At 62.7% G+C, this 20,486-nt stretch carries 18 protein-coding genes; 5 read left to right on the top strand and 13 right to left on the bottom strand.

The genetic code is table 11. From position 1 onward, the window contains the following. Positions 1 to 37: 37 nt before the first annotated feature. Both H1S03_RS07730 and H1S03_RS07725 read right to left on the bottom strand, forming a co-directional pair. A complete protein-coding gene (locus H1S03_RS07730; protein ID WP_185803905.1) occupies positions 38 to 1,384 on the bottom strand; it encodes an ABC transporter substrate-binding protein in 1,347 nt (448 codons plus the stop codon). 70 nt (positions 1,385 to 1,454) lie between these two features. Next, positions 1,455 to 2,513 (bottom strand): LacI family DNA-binding transcriptional regulator, encoded by a 1,059-nt coding sequence (locus tag H1S03_RS07725; RefSeq protein ID WP_249777850.1) that lies wholly within the window; start codon positions 2,511 to 2,513, stop codon positions 1,455 to 1,457. 201 nt (positions 2,514 to 2,714) lie between these two features. Here H1S03_RS07725 and H1S03_RS07720 point away from each other — a divergent pair, with 201 nt between their 5' ends. From H1S03_RS07720 to H1S03_RS07710, 3 genes are all read left to right on the top strand, one after another. Continuing rightward, complete coding sequence (locus tag H1S03_RS07720) at positions 2,715 to 3,359, top strand: GntR family transcriptional regulator (RefSeq protein WP_185803904.1); 645 nt, start codon at positions 2,715 to 2,717, stop codon at positions 3,357 to 3,359. Next, positions 3,356 to 4,372 carry an AbrB family transcriptional regulator gene (locus H1S03_RS07715; protein ID WP_185803903.1) on the top strand — a complete coding sequence of 339 codons (1,017 nt, stop codon included), beginning with the start codon at positions 3,356 to 3,358 and terminating at the stop codon, positions 4,370 to 4,372. The genes H1S03_RS07720 and H1S03_RS07715 overlap by 4 nt, the downstream gene beginning before the upstream one ends. Positions 4,373 to 4,515: 143 nt before the next feature. Further along, positions 4,516 to 5,184, top strand: coding sequence for a GntR family transcriptional regulator (locus H1S03_RS07710; RefSeq protein ID WP_185803902.1), 669 nt, complete (start codon positions 4,516 to 4,518; stop codon positions 5,182 to 5,184). Positions 5,185 to 5,240: 56 nt separating this feature from the next. On the opposite strand, the gene H1S03_RS07705 is transcribed toward H1S03_RS07710, so the two are convergent. The 10 genes from H1S03_RS07705 to H1S03_RS07660 all read right to left on the bottom strand — a co-directional run bounded on the left by H1S03_RS07705 (position 5,241) and on the right by H1S03_RS07660 (position 16,684). Further along, entirely contained in the window at positions 5,241 to 6,533 is a 1,293-nt protein-coding gene (locus H1S03_RS07705) for an MmgE/PrpD family protein (protein ID WP_185803901.1), read from the bottom strand. Beyond that, positions 6,530 to 8,278, bottom strand: coding sequence for an acyl-CoA dehydrogenase family protein (locus H1S03_RS07700; RefSeq protein ID WP_185803900.1), 1,749 nt, complete (start codon positions 8,276 to 8,278; stop codon positions 6,530 to 6,532). Before H1S03_RS07700 ends, H1S03_RS07705 begins: the two co-directional genes overlap by 4 nt. Next, positions 8,275 to 9,237, bottom strand: a complete 963-nt coding sequence (locus H1S03_RS07695; protein WP_185803899.1) for an NAD(P)H-dependent flavin oxidoreductase — start codon at positions 9,235 to 9,237, stop codon at positions 8,275 to 8,277. Before H1S03_RS07695 ends, H1S03_RS07700 begins: the two co-directional genes overlap by 4 nt. A 10-nt stretch (positions 9,238 to 9,247) precedes the next feature. After that, entirely contained in the window at positions 9,248 to 10,075 is an 828-nt protein-coding gene (locus tag H1S03_RS07690; RefSeq protein WP_185803898.1) for an HTD2 family dehydratase, read from the bottom strand. Continuing rightward, positions 10,072 to 10,893: an HpcH/HpaI aldolase/citrate lyase family protein gene (locus tag H1S03_RS07685; RefSeq protein ID WP_185803897.1), complete on the bottom strand. Its 822-nt coding sequence runs from the start codon at positions 10,891 to 10,893 to the stop codon at positions 10,072 to 10,074. Before H1S03_RS07685 ends, H1S03_RS07690 begins: the two co-directional genes overlap by 4 nt. A 9-nt stretch (positions 10,894 to 10,902) precedes the next feature. Beyond that, positions 10,903 to 12,066, bottom strand: a complete 1,164-nt coding sequence (locus H1S03_RS07680) for an acyl-CoA dehydrogenase family protein (protein ID WP_166190195.1) — start codon at positions 12,064 to 12,066, stop codon at positions 10,903 to 10,905. 159 nt (positions 12,067 to 12,225) lie between these two features. Further along, positions 12,226 to 12,861 (bottom strand): 3-oxoacid CoA-transferase subunit B, encoded by a 636-nt coding sequence (locus H1S03_RS07675; protein WP_185803896.1) that lies wholly within the window; start codon positions 12,859 to 12,861, stop codon positions 12,226 to 12,228. Continuing rightward, positions 12,858 to 13,523: a CoA transferase subunit A gene (locus H1S03_RS07670; RefSeq protein ID WP_221892632.1), complete on the bottom strand. Its 666-nt coding sequence runs from the start codon at positions 13,521 to 13,523 to the stop codon at positions 12,858 to 12,860. Before H1S03_RS07670 ends, H1S03_RS07675 begins: the two co-directional genes overlap by 4 nt. A 10-nt stretch (positions 13,524 to 13,533) precedes the next feature. Continuing rightward, positions 13,534 to 15,402 (bottom strand): TRAP transporter permease, encoded by a 1,869-nt coding sequence (locus H1S03_RS07665; protein ID WP_249777849.1) that lies wholly within the window; start codon positions 15,400 to 15,402, stop codon positions 13,534 to 13,536. A 154-nt stretch (positions 15,403 to 15,556) separates the two neighbouring features. Continuing rightward, a complete protein-coding gene (locus tag H1S03_RS07660) occupies positions 15,557 to 16,684 on the bottom strand; it encodes a TAXI family TRAP transporter solute-binding subunit (RefSeq protein ID WP_185803893.1) in 1,128 nt (375 codons plus the stop codon). 195 nt (positions 16,685 to 16,879) lie between these two features. On the opposite strand from H1S03_RS07660, the gene H1S03_RS07655 reads away from it, so the two are divergent. Both H1S03_RS07655 and H1S03_RS07650 read left to right on the top strand, forming a co-directional pair. Then, entirely contained in the window at positions 16,880 to 17,806 is a 927-nt protein-coding gene (locus tag H1S03_RS07655; RefSeq protein ID WP_185803892.1) for a LysR family transcriptional regulator, read from the top strand. Positions 17,807 to 17,917: 111 nt separating this feature from the next. Further along, on the top strand, positions 17,918 to 19,048 hold the full coding sequence (locus H1S03_RS07650) for a CaiB/BaiF CoA transferase family protein (RefSeq protein ID WP_185803891.1): 1,131 nt from the start codon (positions 17,918 to 17,920) through the stop codon (positions 19,046 to 19,048). On the opposite strand, the gene H1S03_RS07645 is transcribed toward H1S03_RS07650, so the two are convergent. Next, positions 19,045 to 20,475: a hypothetical protein gene (locus H1S03_RS07645; RefSeq protein WP_185803890.1), complete on the bottom strand. Its 1,431-nt coding sequence runs from the start codon at positions 20,473 to 20,475 to the stop codon at positions 19,045 to 19,047. The two genes, H1S03_RS07650 and H1S03_RS07645, sit on opposite strands and share 4 nt — an antisense overlap. Between the last annotated feature and the right edge of the window lie 11 nt (positions 20,476 to 20,486).

The following is a 20,486-nucleotide window of genomic DNA, read 5'->3' as shown; positions in this document are numbered from 1 at the left end:
ATGCGAGGCCGCGAACAGCCCCGCATCCGATCTTGATTTACTCGACGGACGCAATCGCATCGTTGAGTTCCGCCACGGTCGCGGCTGCATCCCGCTCCCCGTCGATATACTCACGGACCAGACGATTGATGACCTGCGAGTTGATGATCTTGGACGCAGCGGCAAGCTGACCGTCCTCGACACCCCAACGCTGGGCCACGTCCAGACCGCCGACGATCTCGTCGATCATCTCCTGCGCGTAGAGATCACCCATCGGCGCACGGCGATCGACGCCGACATCCAGCGTCGCCCACAGATCGGAAAACTCCGTCGGATTGTCCGCCGTACCGCGCCGAACCGGGAACTTGCCCTCGGGGGCGATGGCCAGGGTTGCGCCATATCCCTCGCTCAACGAATATTCCACGAATTCCATCGCCGCATCGGTCGAAGCGTCGGACGTGATGCCGAAATAGCGGATGTCGCCCCATGCTGCGCCGTCCGGGTTCGACGGACCGGCGAAGTTGGTCACGATGCCCGTCGCCGCCGCCAGATCGGTGGAGGTCGGGTCGTCGTTGATGGTGGGCGGGGCGCTGTCGCGCAGGCCGGCCAACTCATCCAGAATGAACGGCGACCAGATGATCATCGCCGCATCACCCGCAAAGTACAGCGAGCGGGACTGATCCCAGTACAGATCACCCGGAGGGGACGCTTCCGCGATGGCCTTGTAGAACTCCAACACCTCGATGGTGGCGGCCTCGTCCAGCGGCTGCACACCGTCGGGCCCGACCGGAGAGACGCCATTTGCCAGGAACACGTGTTCCAGCACCTGGCTCATGAAATTCTCGTCGATCTTGGTCGCGGCGACGAACCCGTACATCTCTGGCGGATTGTGCAGGGCCTCAATGGCGGCGATCACGTTGGCATAGGTGTTGGGCGGGGCCAGTCCGGCCTCCTCGAACAGATCGGAGCGATAGACGATCATCTGCGTCCAGCCATCGACCGGAACGGAGGCGTAGCCATCCATCGTCGCGGCCATGTTCAGCGCACCCGGTGCGAAGGTATCCGCGCCCAGCGCCTCGATCACGTCGGTCGCGGCGTCTGTGTCCAGAATGCCGGCCTCCGCCCAGGGCAGCGCGTATTGCAGCGTGTGGTAGATCACATCAGGCAGATCGCCTGCCGCATAGGCCGCCGTCGCGCGGGTGCCCAGATCGGATTCCGTCACCGGAATGACATCGACGCTGTGCCCGGACGCCTCCGAAAAATCGGCGGCCATCTGCTCCTGCAGCGCCAGCCGCTCGGGCTGCTCCTCCGTCGTCCAGAAGCGCAGTTCCTCCGCGCTTGCGGTCGTGGCGGACAGGATCAGCGCCGTCGCTGCTCCCGACATCATGAGTGTTTTGAGTTTCATCTTGGTCTTTCTCCCTTTGAAGTTTTTGTGCAGTCACGATGGGCCGGGGTCTTGTGCCCCGGTCAGCCCCCTAGGCGGGTGGGCCGGTGGACCCCCTGTTCAGGAACCTGGCCTGCGCGGTTTCGCGCAGCGTCTCCACCGGCTCACCCATCACCCGCCGGATCAGCAATGCGCTGAGGCGACGGCCCGAATGGGTATAATCGACGGAATAGGTCGTCAGTTGCGGCGTTACATGGGCGCCGTCCTGTATGCCGTCATAGGATATGACCGACAGGTCACGCCCTATCTGCAATCCACGCGCTGCCGCCGCGCGATACACACCCAGCGCCGCCATATCGACAGCACACACGATGGCGGTCGGCGCAGGGCTTGAACCCAGAATTTCATGGGCACGACCTTCGCCATCCCGGATGGTCACCGCGTTTTCGCGCATATGCTCCGGCTCGATCTTCAGACCCGCCTCGGCCATGGCGGTCAGGAACCCCTCACGCCGCAGATGTCCGTAGGTGTACTGCATCCCGCCATTGATAAAGCCGATCCGCCGATGACCAAGCGCGACCAGATGCCGGACGGCGTCCTGCATCGCATCCTCACCCAGTACATCGTACCACGCGCACCCGGCGGGATCCTCGCAGCGTCCGAACAGGACGAAAGGAATGCCGGAGGCACGCAGCAGCTTCACCCGCGGGTCGTCGCTCATGGTGCGCGGCAGGATGAACCCGTCCGCCTTGCGATCCGCGATCATGGTCCTGAACGTTTCGAACGTGGTTTCCGGGCTGTCGCTGGCCGCGATCGTCAGGGTCCAGCCTTCCTCGCTCGCGCCCTGGGACAGGCCGGACAGGAATTCCGCCAGAAACGGCCGCTGCGCATCGTGGTCCGCCATCTGAATGACCAAACCCAGCGATTTCGTCCGCCCAGTGCGGATGGCCTGGGCGTGGCTCAAGGGGCGATAACCCATCTTGTCCGCCGCACGCCGCACGCGCAGTCGGGTGGATTCCGAAATATCGGCATAGCCGTTCAGGGCACGTGAAACCGTCGATTTGGTCAGACCCAGAGCTTCGGACACGTCGGAGATCGTCACGCGCAGGCGTTGCGATCCGGCCTTCATCTGGTCCGCGTCGATGCTCAACTTTTATCCTCCCACGACTCAGGCTTGGGTACGAAACCGGTTTCGGCAAGGAATTTGTTTCGCCAGCCGGCGTTTAATTTGAATTTGGCAAATACACCCGGCGAAAGCGGACCGCGTGGACGTTTCTGAAAACCAAGGCTTGATACCTGACGCGCCGCCCTGTACCCCTCATTGTATCCAGGCGGATACAAGGATGGGAATATGTCGGAACTGACGAAACTGTCACAAGGCGAACTGGCCTATTCCCGGTTGTATGAAGCGATCTCGAAGGGCGATTTTCTGCCCGGCGACCGCTTGCGTGAGGCGGAGATCGCAGACCATCTGAACATCTCACGCACTCCGATCCGCGAGGCCCTGCGAAGGCTGGAGGCCGACGGCATCGTCGAACATCGCGCCCGCATCGGTGCCGTGATCCGGCAGTTGGGTCATGGTGAAGTCGTCGAATTGTACGAAATGCGCGCCGTCCTCGAACGCACCGCAGCACAGATGGCCGCGAAACACGCATTGCAGGCCGAGACGGAGGAGATGGAAGCGCTCAACGCAGAAATCGAAGCCGCCGGTACGCAGCCGCACCGCGCCGCCGCGATCAATCAGCAGTTCCACCGCTGTCTGTATCTGGCCACGCGCAACCGGTTCCTGTTGGGATCAACCCGGGCGCTGACCAACGCAATGCTCCTGCTCGGTCGAACGACGCTGGGCGATGAGGACCGCGTGCGGATCGTCTGTGCGCAACATGCGCAGATCATAGACGCCATTCGTCAGGGCGATGTCGAGCGTGCGGGCAGCGCCGCCGAAGAACACCTGAAAACGTCCCTGCGCCACCGCCTGATGACGATGCGCACATGATCCGCATCCTGATGACATTCGCCATCGCCGGGCTGGGCGTCGCCGCGTTTTCCTATGTCGATCTGCCGCTGCCATGGTTGCTCGGGCCGATCATGGCCTGTCTGACGGCGGCATTGCTGGGCGTACCGCTGGACACCATCAAGGTTCTGAACACCGCGATGCGCGGCATTCTGGGCGTGGCGGTCGGCGCAACGTTCACCACGGCGCTTCTGGTGTCGATGGGCGCGATGTGGCCGACTCTGATCCTGATCCCGCTGATGACCGTGCTGATCGGTCTGGTCGGTGTTCCCTATTTTCAGAAGATCTGGGGCTTCGACTTTCCCACCGCCTATTATTCAGCGATGCCCGGTGGATTGCAGGATATGTTGATCTTTGGTGAGGAAGCAGGCGGCGACGTGCGCGCCATGTCGCTGGTCCATGCGACCCGTGTGCTGTTCATCGTGGCGATCCTGCCGTTCATTCTACGCGCCTACTGGGATGTCGATCTGTCGGTTCCGCCGGGGGCGCCTGCCTCGGAAATCGCGTGGCAGCAGCTGGTGCTGATGATCTTCTGCGGTCTGGTCGGCTGGAAACTGGCGGAGCGTGTCGGGCTGTTCGGTGCCTCCATCCTGGGGCCGATGATCCTGGCGGGAGCCTTCGCGCTGGCAGGCGTCCTGCACCATCGCCCCCCGGTTGAGGCGATCTGGGCCGCGCAATTTTTCATCGGAATGACCGTGGGCGCGAAATATGCCGGCATCACCATGCGCGAGGTCCGCATCGACCTGACGGCAGCCTTGGGATTCTGTGTGATCCTGCTGGCCCTGACGGTGGTATTCGCGGAGGCGGTCCACCTGCTCGACCTGGCCCCTGCCCTGGAAACCCTGCTGGCTTTCGCGCCCGGTGGTCAGGCCGAAATGGCGATCCTCGCCCTGATCGTGGGGGCGGACATGGCGTTCGTCATTGCACACCACGTTCTGCGCATTCTGGTCGTCATCGTGGGCGCACCCGCGTTCGCAAGACTCTACCGTCGCTAGAAAATAAAAGCCGCGACGATTTGGCAGTAACTTCACCGTAAACAGATACTACGTTTTAGTGTATGCTTGCGCACTGACTTTACCGGACTGAAATGAGCCTATGATAATCAGGCTTCTCCCCCCCTTTGTTTCGGAACACGCCAATGACCGAGTCCGAATTCACTATCTCCAGGCGTCCGACCAGTTTGCGCGTTCTGGTCGAGAACCAGCTTAGAACCGCCATAATCAGCGGTCAGTTCCCCCCGGGCGCCCGCCTTATCGAGCGGGAGCTTTGCGAATTGTTCGACGTCGGCAGAACGTCCGTTCGCGAGGCCCTGCGACAGCTGGAGGCGGAGGGGATCGTCACCAGCCCGCCCCATCGTGGCCCCACAGTCGCGACCGTGACGGCAGAGGACGCGCGTCAGATATACGATCTGCGGCAACTTCTCGAAGGTTATTGCGCCCGTCAGATGGCCCTGCTCGGCAAGGATGCCGACATCGCAAAGCTGAAAAAAGCATTCGCGGCCTTCGAGGATGCGTGCACGAAACCGAATATCAAAACGGTGATCGCCAGAAAAAACCAGTTCTATGCCACGCTGTTCAGCGGTGCATGCAACATTCAGGTCGAGCGTATTCTGCAATCACTGCACAATCGGATTTCGCAACTGCGTGTCAGCTCACTGTCGGCACCCGGCCGGCTGGAAGTGAGTGTAGAAGAGGTGCGCGCGCTGGTCGATGCAATCAGTGCACGCGATCCTGAGGGCGCCGAACGCGCCTGTCAGGCCCATATTCAGGCAGCATATCTAATCGTATTGGATAGACTGACCCTGTAGCGGTACGATACCCGGATTCGCGGTGGCGGTCTTTCCACGTCTGGCCGCCCTAGGCATCAGATCGTGGCGATCCGCGCCGTGAATGCGGACAGATCGCGGGCCTCCTCCAGCACGCTCAGATCGTGCCGCAGGTCCCGCGCCAGCGCGTCGCCCAGAAGTGACGTGGATTTCGCGTTCAGACGATCGCCGATCCGAGCGATGTCCGTCACCTCCATCAGATTGCTCCGCGCCTGATGGGTTTGCCCACCGGCGACCACGGTCACGTGCGCCTCGGTATCCTCAAGCGTATCGTTGCCACGCACCTCCACCTTGTCACGCAGTGCGATCAGGTCCGGTCGCGCGCAGACTTCGTCGGTATAGGATTCCAGCGCCGCCGTATCGACACCGGACAGCATCATCGCGGCGGTCAATCTGTAGCTGAACTTGGCCGCAAGCCCTGTCGTGGGTGACGGTTGGTTGCACACCTTCAACCAGCGGGGATGCGTCTCGATGGAAACCGAGGTGACAGGACCCGACAGGTTCAGTGTCCGCAATGCTTCCAACATCGCGTGCAGGCCATGGCAGCAGGCGTGGAATTTGTAGGAGACATTTGGAAACAGCCACTCCTGGCCCAGCCCGTCGAACGCGGCATGATCTTCAGCCGCGGCATGGGTCGGCCCGAACCCCTGAACACCCTCGATCGCATCCAGCGCGGACGTTACACCCCCCGCCGCGAGCAAGGCCGAGGTGACGCCCACCTCCGCCGCGAAACCTGCATTGAGCGGTTTTCCCATGGTTCCAAACTGGCTTTTCAATCCCGCCGCCCGTGTCGAGGTCAGAGCGAGAGCATGCGCCATCGCGGGCGCGTCCAGGCGCAGCACCCGCCCGGCCGCAGCCGTGGCCCCGAACGCGCCCGACGTGCCAGTCTGGTGGAACCCCGCATCATAATGCGTCCGGCCCAGCCAGGTTCCGATCCGGCAGACGACCTCCATCCCGACGGTGATCGCGTCGAGGAACCGGGCACCGCTCACCCCCTCACGCTCCGCCATGGCGAGAACGGCAGGTATGATCGCCACGCTGGGATGACCGACATAGCCGAAATGCGTGTCGTCGTAGTCGAGAGCATGGCTGATCGCGCCATTGGCCATCGCCACGGTCCGCGCCGACCCCTTGCCGCCCCCAAACAGCGTGGCCTGTTCGATCCCCTCGGCCAGTGCGAGTTGACGCGAAGCTTGCGCCACAGGCTCCGCCCGGCCTGCGATGCCAACGCTGGCCCAGTCCAACAGCGAGAAGCGCACGAACTGCGCCATCGTGTCGTTCCGCGATACGGGAGCCGAAGCAAAATCAGCGAGAATTTGGGCCAGCGTCATGTGGATGCTCCCTCGTCGGGGGTGGAGAAGTCGGGGGTGGAGAAATCGTCGATGCCCGCACGGCGCAGAAGGCCGTCGAGCCAGTCGGGTTCAGCCTCGACCACCCCCAACGGATCGCGTGGCGTCAGAATATGGCTCAACACCAGTGACGCAAGCCTCAACCTGTCGCGGGCCACCGCAGCGTCGTCCAACTGCGCCCCCTCCCACGCGAGGAAGATCGCGGACGTTACGTGATACAACGCGCTGGCCGCGCGGCGCACTTCGGCCTCACCCTCGGCGGTTTGTCCCATCAACGCAACCGCCCTGGTCAAGGCATCGTCCAGTTCCGCCGCGAGGGGGGCATCCATCCCTGCCAGGAGATCGCGCAGATACCGGGTGAGCGCGTCCAGCGCCCCGGTCCGATGGCTCGCCCGTGCCACGTCGAGGGCTACAATATTGCTCGTGCCCTCCCAGATGGAGCCGAGATGGGCGTCACGCAGAACCCGCGCATCCGAAAACTCCTCAATATAGCCGCAACCGCCGCGAACCTCCATCGCGTCACCGGCAACCTTGCGCGCATCGCGACAGGTCCGGAACTTGATGAGCGGTGTCAGGATGCGCACCACCTTCGCCATCTCGGCATCGCCCGCATCTGACTGCTGCAGAACTCTGGCGGTGTGGAACACCATGCTGCGCCCCTGCTCCGCCGGCAGCAGCATCTTGACCAACTGGCGGCGCATCAGCGGCATGTCGGAGAGGGATTTTCCGAACGCGGTGCGGTGACGCGCGATGAACAGGGCCTCACCCACCGCGCGGCGCATCAATCCGGCGGACCGCACGCCATTGGCCAGACGTGACATGTTTATCATGTCCGTCATCTGCTTGAAGCCCTGCCCCGGATCACCGACGAGGTACGCCTCCGCCCCCTCCATCACGATCTCACCCGAGGCCATGGACCGCGTGCCCATCTTGTCCTTCAGCCGCACGATCCGGTAGTCGTTTCGCCGCCCGTCGGGCAAATGCCGCGGCAACAGGAAAAGCGACAGCCCGCGGGTGCCGGTGCCGCCCCCCTCGGGTCGGGCCAACACCATGGCAAGCGCGGCGTCGGGGTTGGAGCAGAACCACTTGTCACCTGACAAACGCCATGTTTCACCATCCTGACGGGCCGTCGTCTCGATCGCCCCCACATCCGAGCCCGCGACCTGCTCCGTCATGAACATCGCGCCCTGGTAAAGCGCATCCATGTCCTGCGAAGTCAGGCGATCCACATATCGCGCGATCAGCTCGTCCGAGCCGAACTTACGCAAGGTGCGGGTCAGCGAATCCGTCATGCTCAGCGGACAGCACAGGCCGAATTCCGCCTGCACGAAGAGATAGACCAGCGCGTATTTCGCAATCGGCGGCAGCGGCGCATCCGACCCGAACACCCCGGCCCGGTGCGACATTGCGGCCAGTCCGAATTCACCGAAGGCAAATCGTTCCAGCTCCTGATAGTCGGGGTGCTTCTCGATCCGCTCATCCGGGGCTCCGGTGCGCGCCCGCAACACCAGCTTCGGTGTGTTCTGATCCGCGCTGAGCGCGAGGGTTTCCAGCCGGTCCCCGACCAGCGATCCCATCCTGTCCAACTGCGGCAGCAATACATCATGCAACGCCGGCGGCGCATACAGCCGGACCAGCGCGGCCAGCGCCGGGTCCGCGCGAAAGACGTTCAGCCCCCTGCTGTCAGGTACGTTGCAATAGGTGTCAGACCCTTCGATCCGGCTCATTTCGAAACCCTCCCGCATGCGTCCCGATATTCAGCGTGCAACCGGGCCACCACGTCGGCGGCGGGCTGCACGGATCGTGACTGGCCTACGGCCTGCCCCGCGCCCCAGATTTCCTTCCAGGTCTTGGGGCGATCTGGATGATCCTTCGCGACCATCGGGCGCGGTTCGGCGCGTCTGGCTTCCTCGGGATCGACACCGGCCTGCTCGATGCTCGCCGTCAGGTAGTTCGCGTGCGTGCCCGAAAACATCGGCGTGTAGACGATGCCCTCCGCCTCGGCTGCGACGATCATCTGCTTGTGTGCCTCGGGGGCGATCGCCTCACTTGTGGGGATGAAAACCGTGCCGGAATAGGCGAAATCGCAGCCCAGAACCTGCGCCGCCAGCACGGCACGACCGTTGGCAATCGCGCCCGAGAGGATCAGCGGGCCATCATAGAAGGCGCGAACCTCCTCGACCAACGCAAACGGGCTGAGCGTTCCGGCATGCCCACCGGCCCCCGCGCAGACAAGTATCAGGCCGTCCACCCCGGATTTGACCGCACGTTTTGCGTGGCGCGCCTTGATGACATCGTGAAAGACGATGCCGCCATATCCATGCACCGCCGCGACCACCTTGTCCGGGGCGGACAGGGACGTGATGACCAACGGCACCCGGTGGCGAACGATGGTTGCCAGGTCTTCCTCCAGCCTTTCGTTGTAGTCGTTGACGATCAGGTTGACGCCATAGGGGGCGGGCTTGCGGCCCGTTTGCGCCTCGTGATCGGCCAGCCGCGTTTCGATCCGGGTCAGCCATTCATCCAGAACCTGCGCCGGACGTGCGTTGAGCGCCGGAAACGTGCCGATGATCCCGGCGCAACACTGCGCCACCACCAGATCAACGCCCGAGGTCAGAAACATCGGCGCTCCGATCAGCGGCAGGACAAGGTCCGGTTTCAGTGCATCTACGTCGGCTCGGGCCATGGTGGTATCCTCAGAGCAGTGAATAACGGGCGTCGAAGGTGACGGTGGCATCGGGCTTTTCCAGCCAGACATGCTTGTCGTCGCGCTTGATCGAGACAGACTGCCCCGCGATCAGCGGCGACAGACCGCGATACTCGATCCGGATCGCATCCTGCTGCGCGGCGGCGGCGGCGGCGTTCATCAGCAAGGTCGCCTGAATGGGGCCGTGAACAACCAGCCCGGAATAGCCCTCCTGCTGCGTGACATAGGGATAGTCGTAGTGGATGCGGTGGCCATTGAACGTCATGGCGGAGTAGCGAAACAACGTCACCGGATCGCCGACAAACGCATCCTCGGGAATGTCGTGCACGGCTTCGGGCTGTGCCGTCTCGACCGAGCGGGCCGGGCGATAGACGATGTCCTGACGCTCCTCGATCACCCGGCGATTGCCGACATGCAGTTCATGCTCAACCGTGACGAAGACCAGCGGCCCACTGCGCCCGTTCTTGGGCGTGATCGCCGCGATGCGAGATGCGCGCGTAACCTCGTCCCCGATCTGCAAGGGCGCGTGGAAGCTGACGGCACCGCCTGCCCACATCCGGTTTTCCAGCGGAACCGGCGGCAGGAAGCCGCCCCGCGCAGGATGGCCATCGGGCCCGATCTCCTCCAACGGAACAGCCGGGGGGGCCAGGCACCAGTGCAGACCCAGCGGCACGCTCTGCGGATCGCCATACAGACGCTTGCCGAAGGTAGCGCGAAACCGATCCACCAGTCCCGGTGTCACGATATCCGCCACGGTTTCGGTGCGGCCGATCCAACCGTTCAGATGATCGAAGTCGATTGCAGCTGTGTCGTTCATGTCAGGGCCCTTTCCCGAGCCAGAATTCTGCGGGCCCGCGCCACGATGGGGGCGTCAACCATTGCACCGTCGATGACCACGGTCGCCCCGCTCTTGGCGGCGGAAAGTACACGGCTGGCCCAGTCCAGATCCCCCGCATCAGGCCGGAACGCCGCACGTGAGGGCGCAATCTGATGAGGATGGATCAACAGCTTCCCGCCAAAGCCCATCTCATTGGAATGCTTGGCATCGTCCGCCATCAGGGCGGTATCCGTGGTCGTCGGCGTGACGCCATCTATCGGCGCGGGCCGACCGGCCAGCCGCGCGGCCATCACGACCCGGCTGCGGATCGGCAACAGCGTCTGCCGGGTGTGCGCGCATCCCATGTCCTCCGCGAAGTCGATGGAGCCGAACGCGATCTGATCCGCGGCGCGCGCGATCTCGTCTATCGCGGCCAGACCGGCGACCGTCTCGACCAGGGCGAGGATCGTGCGCCCCGGCTCCAACGCCTCACGCAGGGCCGCGACCTGAGCCGCGCTTTCCGCCTTGGGCAGAACGACCCCGTCAAAGGCCATCGCCCGCGCGAAGGCGACATCGTCGCGATACCATGGGGTGTCCACGGCATTTACCCGCAGGTACAACCGCACGGTTCTCTCCTTGGGCAAGGCACCTTCGGGTATTCTGCGCACCGCCACCTTGCTATCTGGGGCGACGGCATCCTCGACATCTATGATGACGGTGTCGGTTCCCGCAGCACAGGCCTTCGCGAACCGATCGGGGCGATCGGCAGGCACGAACAGCGGGAAACTCGGCACTGCGGTGATAGCGGTATCGGACATGGGGATCTCCTAGAAGCTGCGGGGCATACCGAGGATATGTTCGGCCACATAGGACAGGATCAGATTGGTGGAGATCGGCGCGACCTGATACAGCCGCGTTTCACGGAACTTGCGCTCGACATCATATTCCTCCGCGAAGCCGAAACCGCCGAATGTCTGCATCGTGGCGTTCGCGGCCTCCCATGAGGCATCGGCGGCCAGCAGCTTCGCCATATTGGCCTGCGCGCCTGCGTCCTGAACCGCATCGAACCGGCGGCACGCTTCGAACCGCATCAGATTGGCGGCCTCCAGATGGGCGAAGGCCTTGGCCAGCGGGAACTGGATGCCCTGGTTCTGTCCGATGGGTCTGCCGAAGACCTCACGCTCCGAGGCGTATTGCGTGGCCTTGTCGATGAACCAGTACCCGTCACCGATACATTCCGCCGCGATCAGCGTCCGCTCGGCGTTCAGCCCGTCGAGGATGTAGCGAAAGCCCTTGCCCTCCTCACCGATCAGGCTTTCGGCGGGGATTTCCAGATTGTCGAAGAACAACTCGTTCGTCTCATGCCCGACCATGTTCGAGATGGGTTTGACCTCCATCCCCTTGCCGATCATCTGGTCCAGTTCGACGAGGAAAATGGAAAGCCCCTCGGACTTGCGCTTGACCTCGGCCAGTGGCGTGGTGCGGGCCAGCAGGATCATCAGGTCGGAATGCTGGATACGGCTGATCCAGACCTTCTGACCGTTGACGACATACCGGTCACCCTTGCGCACGGCGGTGGTCTTCAGCTTCGTCGTGTCGGTTCCGGTCGTAGGTTCGGTCACGGCCATGGATTGCAGGCGCAATTCACCCGACGCGATCTTGGGAAGGTACTTCGCCTTCTGCTCGGCCGATCCATGGCGCAGCAACGTGCCCATGTTGTACATCTGCCCGTGACAATGGCCGGCATTGCCGCCCGCGCGGTTGATCTCCTCCATCACGATGGACGCCTCGGTCAGGCCCAGACCCGATCCGCCGAACTCCTCGGGGATCATCGCGGCCAGCCAGCCAGCCTGCGTAAGGGACGTCACGAATTCCTCGGGATATGTCTCCGCCGCGCCGTGCTTGCGGTGATATTCGGCGGGGAATTCCGCACATAATGCGCGCAATGCATCGCGCAGGTCATCATGGGACTCGGGGGCGCTGGTTTTCACAAGGCTCTCCTAAATTTTATCTGTGCCCGAAGGCGGTTGTCACTCGGCCGCAAGGCCGCGATTTCCTAGAATCTTACTGTCGGTGCGAACGATGCACCGTCCGCCATGCCCCACCCGATATCGGGCGGGATTTTCCGTGTGCTTGCTCATGCCTGCCCTTCAGGAATGAATTTTCGCGTCGGTCAGGGCCTGCACTTCTTCGAGCGTGTTGCCCGGTGTCAGTTCAACCAGACGAAAACCCTCAGGCGCCAGATCCAGAACGGCAAGGTCGGTGTAGACGCGACTGACGATGGCCAGACCGGTCAGGGGATAGGTGCATTTACGCAGCAGTTTGGGTGTGCCGTCGCGGTTCGTATGCCTCATCATGACGAAGATCGTCGGAACCCCGACGACCAGATCCATCGCACCGCCGACCGCAGGCGGAAACTTCTCATCCAGTGTCGCCCAGTTCGCGATATCGCCATTTTCCGCCACCTGATAGGCGCCGAGCACTGCGATATCTATATGCCCGCCACGCATCATCGCGAAGCTGTCGGCATGCTCGAAAAACGCGGCACCGGGGGCTGTCGTGATGTAGCGTTTGCTGGCGTCGATCATCTCGAAATCTTCCTCGCCCTCGGGCGGGGTCGGGCCGACGCCGATAATGCCGTTCTCCGAATGATAGATGATCTCGCGTCCCTCGGGGACGTAGCTGGACACGTGGGTCGGCTTGCCGATCCCCAGATTGACGTAGGAGCCGTCGGGAATGTCGCGCGCAACCCGCGCCGCCAGTTGAGCGTCGGTGAGACTGTTCATGGCCGTACCCCATATTCCACCACGCCCTGCACAAAGATGCCCGGCGTCACCACCCGTTCCGGGTCGAGCGGTACGTCGGAAAGCTCCCGCACCTCCGCGACTGCGTATTTCGCAGCGGACGCCATGACCGGATTGAAGTTTCGCGCGGTGCCGTGGAACGTCAGATTGCCCCACTTGTCCGCCCGGTCGGCCCGCAACAGCGCGACATCGGCATGCAGCGGCAGTTCCATGACATAGCCGCGTCCGTCGATGACCCGCGTTTCCTTGCCCTCCGCCAGCAATGTGCCATAGGCGGTCGGCGTCAGAAATCCGCCGATTCCGGCGCCTGCGGCACGGATGCGTTCGGCCAGCGTGCCCTGCGGCACGACCTCCAGTTCGATCTCTCCCGCCTCATAGCGGCGCTCGAACCAGATGGAACCGGGGGATCGGGGATAGGAGCAGATGACCTTTGCCACGCGCCCTTCCTTCAGCAGCTTCGCGATCCCGGTTTCCTGCGCACCGGCATTGTTGGAAATCACGGTCAGACCCTTCGCACCGTGATCGAGCAGCGCGTCGATCAGGCCGAACGGGATGCCGGCGGACCCAAAGCCACCGATCATCAGCCGTGCGCCATCCTCGATCCTGGCAACTGCGGTCGCCAGATCAGGCAATCTCTTGTCCATCATACGCTCCTCACATGCCCTGCGCCGGCTTGCGCCGCTTCAGCATCAGGTTGACGGCGATCACGACGCCCAGAACGATCGCGCCCGCAATGCTGGTCAATAGCTCCGGCACGATGATCAGCACACCCCCGGCGGCAAATGCGATACGGCTGACCACGCCGATCCGTCCGACCTTGTATATCCAGCTTTCGAACGCGGATGTAACCGCCCAGATCGCCACCGTCGTCAGGAAGATCCGCTCCACGATATTTATCGCCGTCCCCTCCATGATCAGGGCGGGGTCATAGACGAAGATGAAGGGCAGGACGAACAACGGCAGACCCAGCCGCATGGCACGGAATCCCGTCTCCATCGGTTTGGACCCCGCGACGTTCGCGGCGGTAATCGCAGCCAGTGCGACCGGCGGCGTGATATAGGACAGCATGCCCCAGTACAGGATGAACAGGTGGCTCGCGATCGGGTTCAGCCCGGCCTGAACCAGCGCGGGCGCCAGTAGGATGGACAGGAAGATATAACACGCCGTCACCGTCATCCCCATGCCCAGAACGAAGCTGGTCACAGCACCGGCGAGCAGCATCAGCGCGGTGTTCCCGCCGGCATAAAGCAGCAGCTCACGGCTGAAGGCACCGGCCACCCCGGTATAGGACAGCCCCCCCACGACCAGGCCGATCCCGGCCAGGATCGCGACCAGCTTGCCCACGTTCAACGAGATATCGAGAAGCAACGCCTTGCACCGCTGATAGGTCAGGCGCGTTTCCTTGCGAAAGGACGTGGCGACGATCATCACAATCGAGGCATAATAGGGTGAACGCGACTCCATGCGCAGGACCATCAGCACGAAGATCAGCACCGCGAGGCTCAGCAGATAGGGCCAGCCCTTGGCCAAAACGGGCAGGATCTTCGGCGTTTCGGATCGCGGCAGACCGTGCAGCCCGCGCCGCGCGGCGTACATGTCCACCTGAAACAGCAGTGCCACATAGAACAGAATCGCGGGGATCACGGCGGCAATCACGATGGTGGAATATTGCACGCCCAGAAACGATGCCATGACGAAGGCAACCGTGCCCATGACCGGCGGCATCAACGTGGCCCCGGTCGACGCACATGCCTCCACCGCTGCGGCATAGCTGGCAGGATACCCCACCCGCCGCATTGTCGGCACGGAAAACGGTGCGGATGTCAGAATGTTCGAGATGACGCTGCCCGACAGAGAGCCGAGTATGCCGGAACCGATGACCGCCACCTTGGCCGGGCCACCACGGCTGTGCCCCAACAACGCGGAGGCAAGCTCCATGAAGAAGTCGCTGCCCTTGGTGATGACCAGAACCGAGCCAAAGATCACGAAGCCGATGACCAGTTCCGCGACCACCTGCATCGGGATGCCGATGATACTCTCCACCCCCAACACGTGCGCGCGGACGGTCTCGATCGCGGAAAACTGCGTTCCCCAAAGGAAACCCGGCATATGCCCGGCATAGAGCGGAAAGGTCCCGAACAGCAGCGCCGTGGCCAGCAGGACCGGCCCGCCAGCGCGGCGCACGCCTTCAAGCACCAGGAAAATCAGAATCGTGGCCATGATGTCCGCCATCAGCGGCGCATCGTATTCCCACCCGCGTGAGATGATATCGAGCCCGTGCAGCCCCAGCCAACCGCCACTGACCATCGCGGCGATCGCCAGCAGGACGTTGACCCAGTGCAAACGCCCGGCAAGGTTGCTGGAAATCGGCAGCGCCAGAAAGGTCACTGCCAGAAAAATCCCGATCAGATAATAGAGATATGCGTTCCCCAGCGGTTGAAACCCGAACAGGTTCAGCAGGAATTGCTGGTTGACGGCCAACAGGACACCCAGCGCGCCCAACGCCATGACAGGCCAGCGCATGATCGCGCTGGGTCCTGATGACGCATTCGTCGCGAAATCGGGCGCGTCGGCGCCTGGGGAAGTGCTCTCTGATTTCATTAGACCGTCCCTGACCTACTGATGAACTGCCCCCCCGGCGCCGAAACGCCGGGGGGTATCGCGACTTGGGTCTCGATCAGTTCAGCGAGGAAACGACCTCGGCGCGGCGCTCCATCCACGCGGCGGAGAAATCCTCCTCTGACATGTCGCTGTTCTCATCGTGGAATTCCGCCCACGCCTCGCTGAGCGTATTCAGCCGCGTCACACGCTGCTCGTTCCACGCATCGTCTTCCTCAGTCCACACGCCGATTTCGCGCAGGTAGCGGATTGCCCCCTCGTGAAACGGAATGTCGATGGCCGGACGACCGGACATGTCCAGTGACCAACGGCTCATCGCGGCGGTGCCGTCCTTGTACAGGTCATAAGTCTCGTCCAGCGCCTTGATGAAGGCATAGACATCGTCCTCGTCCCTGTCATCGGTGGTGGTGATGACGGGATAGCGATAGGCCGCCATCTTGGCGATTTCACCTTCGGGCAGGCCGGCGGCGACGTCTTCATCCGATGGCGTCATGATGGGAAGAACCTTAAGCAGCTGCTCCCACCCGGCTTCGTTATCCGCCTCAAGCGGGGCGTAGTGGATGCCGCGCGGGCTCTCGGCCAGTTCGTACAACTGGCTGGTGGTCGGCGTCGTGCAGGTCGCGTCGGATTCGTTGCGGGTCATCGACGACATCGCCGCGCCATAGGTCGGGAACATGATGATTTCGACATCGTCGAGCGTCAGCCCGCCAAAGGCCAGAATTGCTTCGCACTTCACGTTCACCGACGGGTTGCCCGCGACGAAGGCGATACGCTTGCCCCGTGCATCCTCGACCGTATCAATACCGGCGTCGCCAGCAGCGATCAGCGTGATGCCGGCAGGGCGGCCCGCGATGGCGCGCAACTGGTGCGGACCCCATTCCGGCGTCGCGAAATCGAACGCTCCTTCGGAGACGAAGAAAGCCTCCGTTGCGAGGAATGCATAATCAGCCCGCCCCTGCAGCAGCGGCTGAAGGCGCCCGATGCTGCTGCCCGAGGGCTGGATGCGAACGCGCGTGCCGAATTCCCGTCCGAATGCGTCTGCAATCGCCGATGCCTCGGCATATCCGGCGGAACCGACATCATACGACGTCCAGACCATGGTATCGGGCAGTTCCTGTGAAAATGCGGGCAACGCCGCACATGTCATGAGCGCGCCGATCGTGGAACGCAGGATATTTTTCTTCATGTTCATTCTCCCTATGGCGAAGGCCCTTGCCTGCACACCGTTCCGACCGGCCTGTTGACCGTATCCGAACAGCAAAGCGGTCATCCGAGCCCGGGGCGGGCCGGAAAGCGGACTTGCCTTCCCGCCCACCGTGAAAGATGGTCATTCATGTAGCAAATGCATTATGGCTATATCAGAGATACAAATGAGGCATGAATGGATTTTCGCCAACTCCGCAATTTCGTACAGATCGTGGAATTGAGCAGCATCACCGCCGCCGCTGACCGCCTTCATATCGCGCAACCCGCGCTGAGCCGTCAGGTCAAGGCGCTGGAGGCGGAACTGGGCGTTTCCCTGCTGCGCCGTCACGGGCGGGGTGTCATGCCGACGGAGGAGGGCCTGCGACTTGCCCGGCGGGCCTCCGTCATTCTGGAAAGCATGGAGGATCTGGCCGGTGAATTCTCGGGCAACAAGAAGACGCTGTCCGGCACCCTGACACTGGGATTGCCGCCCACCGTGGCGGAGGTTCTGGCAACCCATCTGATCGAGCGCGCCCTCGACCTGTACCCCGATGTGAACCTGCGCATCGTCTCCGGCTTCAGCGGCCACGTACAGGACTGGTTGTTGCGGGGAAAGATCGATCTGGGTGTGGCCTACGAGGGGCAGAAATCCCCGTCAATAAAGACGCAACCAATTATTCTGGAACAACTTTTCCTGATCCAGGCCGCGCAATTTTCAGACGGGGTGGATGGCACGCCCATCCTGGCTCAGGACGCGCTGCGCCTGCCCCTCATCCTGCCAAACCCGGAACACGGTCTGCGCGGGCGCGTCGAATCCATTGCGCAAAGCGAGAAGATCGACCTCAACGTCGTTCTGGAAATTGATATCCTGCCGACCATGCTGGCCTTTGTCGAGCGCGGCCTCGGCTCCACCGTTCTGCCTTTGGTCAGCGTCATTCATCAGGTCCGGGCGGGGACACTGATCGCCCGTCCGATCATCCGCAGGACGATTGACAGGACGCTGGTTTTGATGACCCCGCTCAACCGCCCCGGATCGCGCGTAGCGTCAGAATTCTCGGCATTCCTTACCTCCGAGGTGCACCATCTGGTGACTTCGGGCCAGTGGCCTGGCACCACGCTCTGACAGTCATGCCGAAAAGGCATTTCTGAAATTTCCAATTGGCCTTACAAGCATGGTTTCGCTTGGTTTAAGCTATCGCGATGGTCACGCAAGGCCGGCAGAAAGGAAGCTCACATGTCCAAAGGTCCGCTGGACGGCGTTCTCGTCGTGTCGATCGAGCAAGCGGTGGCCGCGCCATATTGCACCTCCCGTCTGGCCGATGCGGGGGCGCGTGTGATCAAGGTTGAGCGACCCGAAGGTGATTTCGCCCGGGGCTACGACCAAGCGGCGGATGGCGAAAGCAGCTATTTCCTCTGGCTCAACCGTGGCAAGGAATCCGTCGTGATCGACATGGACGACGCCACGGATCACAAGCTTCTGCTGGCGATGATCGACAAGGCGGATGTCCTAGTCCACAACCTCAAACCCGGCGCACTGGAACGCAAGGGGCTGGGCCCTGAGGCAATGCGACAGCGAAACGACCGCCTGATAACCTGCGGCATCAGCGGATATGGCGATACCGGCCCCTATGCGACGCGCAAGGCTTACGACCTTCTGATTCAGGCGGAATCCGGGCTTTGCTCCATCACTGGTGGGCCTGATGAACCGGCCCGCGTCGGCATCTCGATCGTCGATATCGCCAGTGGCGCCGCGGCGCAGTCCGCGATTCTGGAGGCATTGATCCAGCGCGGCATCACCGGACGGGGCTGCGACATCCGCATTTCCATGTTCGACGTGATCGCGGACTGGCTGGCGGTTCCGTACCTCCATGCCGCATCGGGGCAGACGCCGCAGCGCATCGGCCTGGCCCATCCGTCCATCTCGCCATATGGCGTGTTTACCACGGCGGACGGGCAGGACGTGCTGCTGTCGATTCAGAATGACCGGGAATGGACGCTGTTCGCGCAGAAGGTTCTGGAGGCACCGGAGATGGCCTCCGATCCGCAGTTCGCCACCAACAAGGCGCGCCTCGCCAATCGTGCCATTGTGGATGCCACGGTTGCCGCCGCCATCGCGCGGCGCAGCAACGAGGAAATCACCCGCGTATTGCTGGATGCGAATGTGGCCTTCGCTGGGGTGAAGGACATGACGGGCCTGATCGCGCATCCCCACCTCGCCACGACCCGTACAGCCACGCCTGCGGGGGCCAGCGTCACCCACCCGGCCGCCCCCGCCATCACAGACGGCGCGCGTCGCGGTCAGAACGCCAGCATACCGGCACTCGGCGAGCATACGGCCAGCATCCGCGCCGAATTCGGCAGCTAGACCGCGCCCGTCAGCATCAGAGTGATCAGGAACGCGCACCACAACGTCAGGATTGTTAGGGAATAGGCCCTGTTCCACTTCAGGCCGATCAGGATTGGCGGGCGTTCGATTATGGCGGCGCAGAAGATGATTGTCGTGATGAACGGCGAAAGCCCGATCACGGTCGTCCATCCACCGATGATGGAAAACGCGATTGCCGCATCGCTCAACCCCGGCACGGCAAGCTGTGACGCGACCGCCCCCAGAACCGAAGCGGAGACGATGGGATTGATCCCCACAAATGCCATGAGCACGATGCCGAACACGATACACAGCGCCAGGGAGATTGCGCCCAAACCGAAATCCGCGATGATCAGGCGCAAAGATTCCACCGGGATTAGCGCCAACAACATGACGGACAGGAACCCGGCGGAGGCGAATACGCCGACCTCCCCCGCGGAATTGGGCAGCCGTTGCATGACAATTTTTCCGGCCTCACGCAGCCCCGCCCGGGGGGCCGTTCTGGTTGACCAGATGACCCAGAAAAAGGCGTAGGTCGGGATCAGCGTCATCAACCCTTCCTGAAAGCTCAACGGGAAGATTCCATGCACCACGAATATCAGCAGACCCAACGCCAGCACATGCCCCACCAGCATCACCGCCCCCAGCCACGACCCCGCTGGCGGTTTGGGCCGTGCCACGGCAACCGTGCCGATCCTGCGCCGTTCGATCTGGTCGAAGCTCCAGCCGATCGCGATGAAGACGAAGGACATGACGAACCCTACCGGGCCGAAATCCAGATAGGTCAGTCCGGGCAGCGTGATCAGGATCACATTCGCGGAGAAGCCCAGCGGCGACCATAGCGATATCAGCCCGAACCCCCGTACGATCGCCAGCGTCATGCGCTTGAGCTTTACCTCCCGTATCGCGGCGGGCAGATTCAGGCTCGCCTCCGACTTCATGGAGCGGGTGGCCATATCGAGCAGCAGCGCAAGACCGCCGAAATTGATCAAAACACCGAACAAATGCCCCCCGAAGGTTAGCGCGATATAGCGCCGCGAGGCGGGCTGCCCGGTCAGATACGTGCCCGCCTGGATCACCTCGGGTGCCAGCGCCGCAGCGGAGCGCAGCGTGCCCATCATCGAGATCAGCGCCGCCAGAAACAGCATCCGTCCCAGCGCATCCAGCAAGACCTCGGTTGAAACACCCTTCCACAAGGCCAACGCAAACGTCGCGAGTGACAGCAGCACGGGAACCCACGTACCTACACTGAAGCGTCGCCACCCCATCGCCAGAAAAACAACCAGTGCCAGGTTCGCCACGATCGTAAGCCAGACAGACTCGACGAAGATCAATGTGACGCCCGCGAGCATGACAAACGGCATCAGGCCACGATGCAGCGTGGTCAGGGCCCCGGCAAGGGATGTGGAGTTCTGTGGTTTCGGCATTTGCCCCCGCA

It is taken from the genome of Pontivivens nitratireducens (assembly GCF_014235845.1).
Lineage (GTDB): Bacteria > Pseudomonadota > Alphaproteobacteria > Rhodobacterales > Rhodobacteraceae > Pontivivens > Pontivivens nitratireducens.
This window is presented reverse-complemented; position numbering and strand designations above follow the sequence as displayed.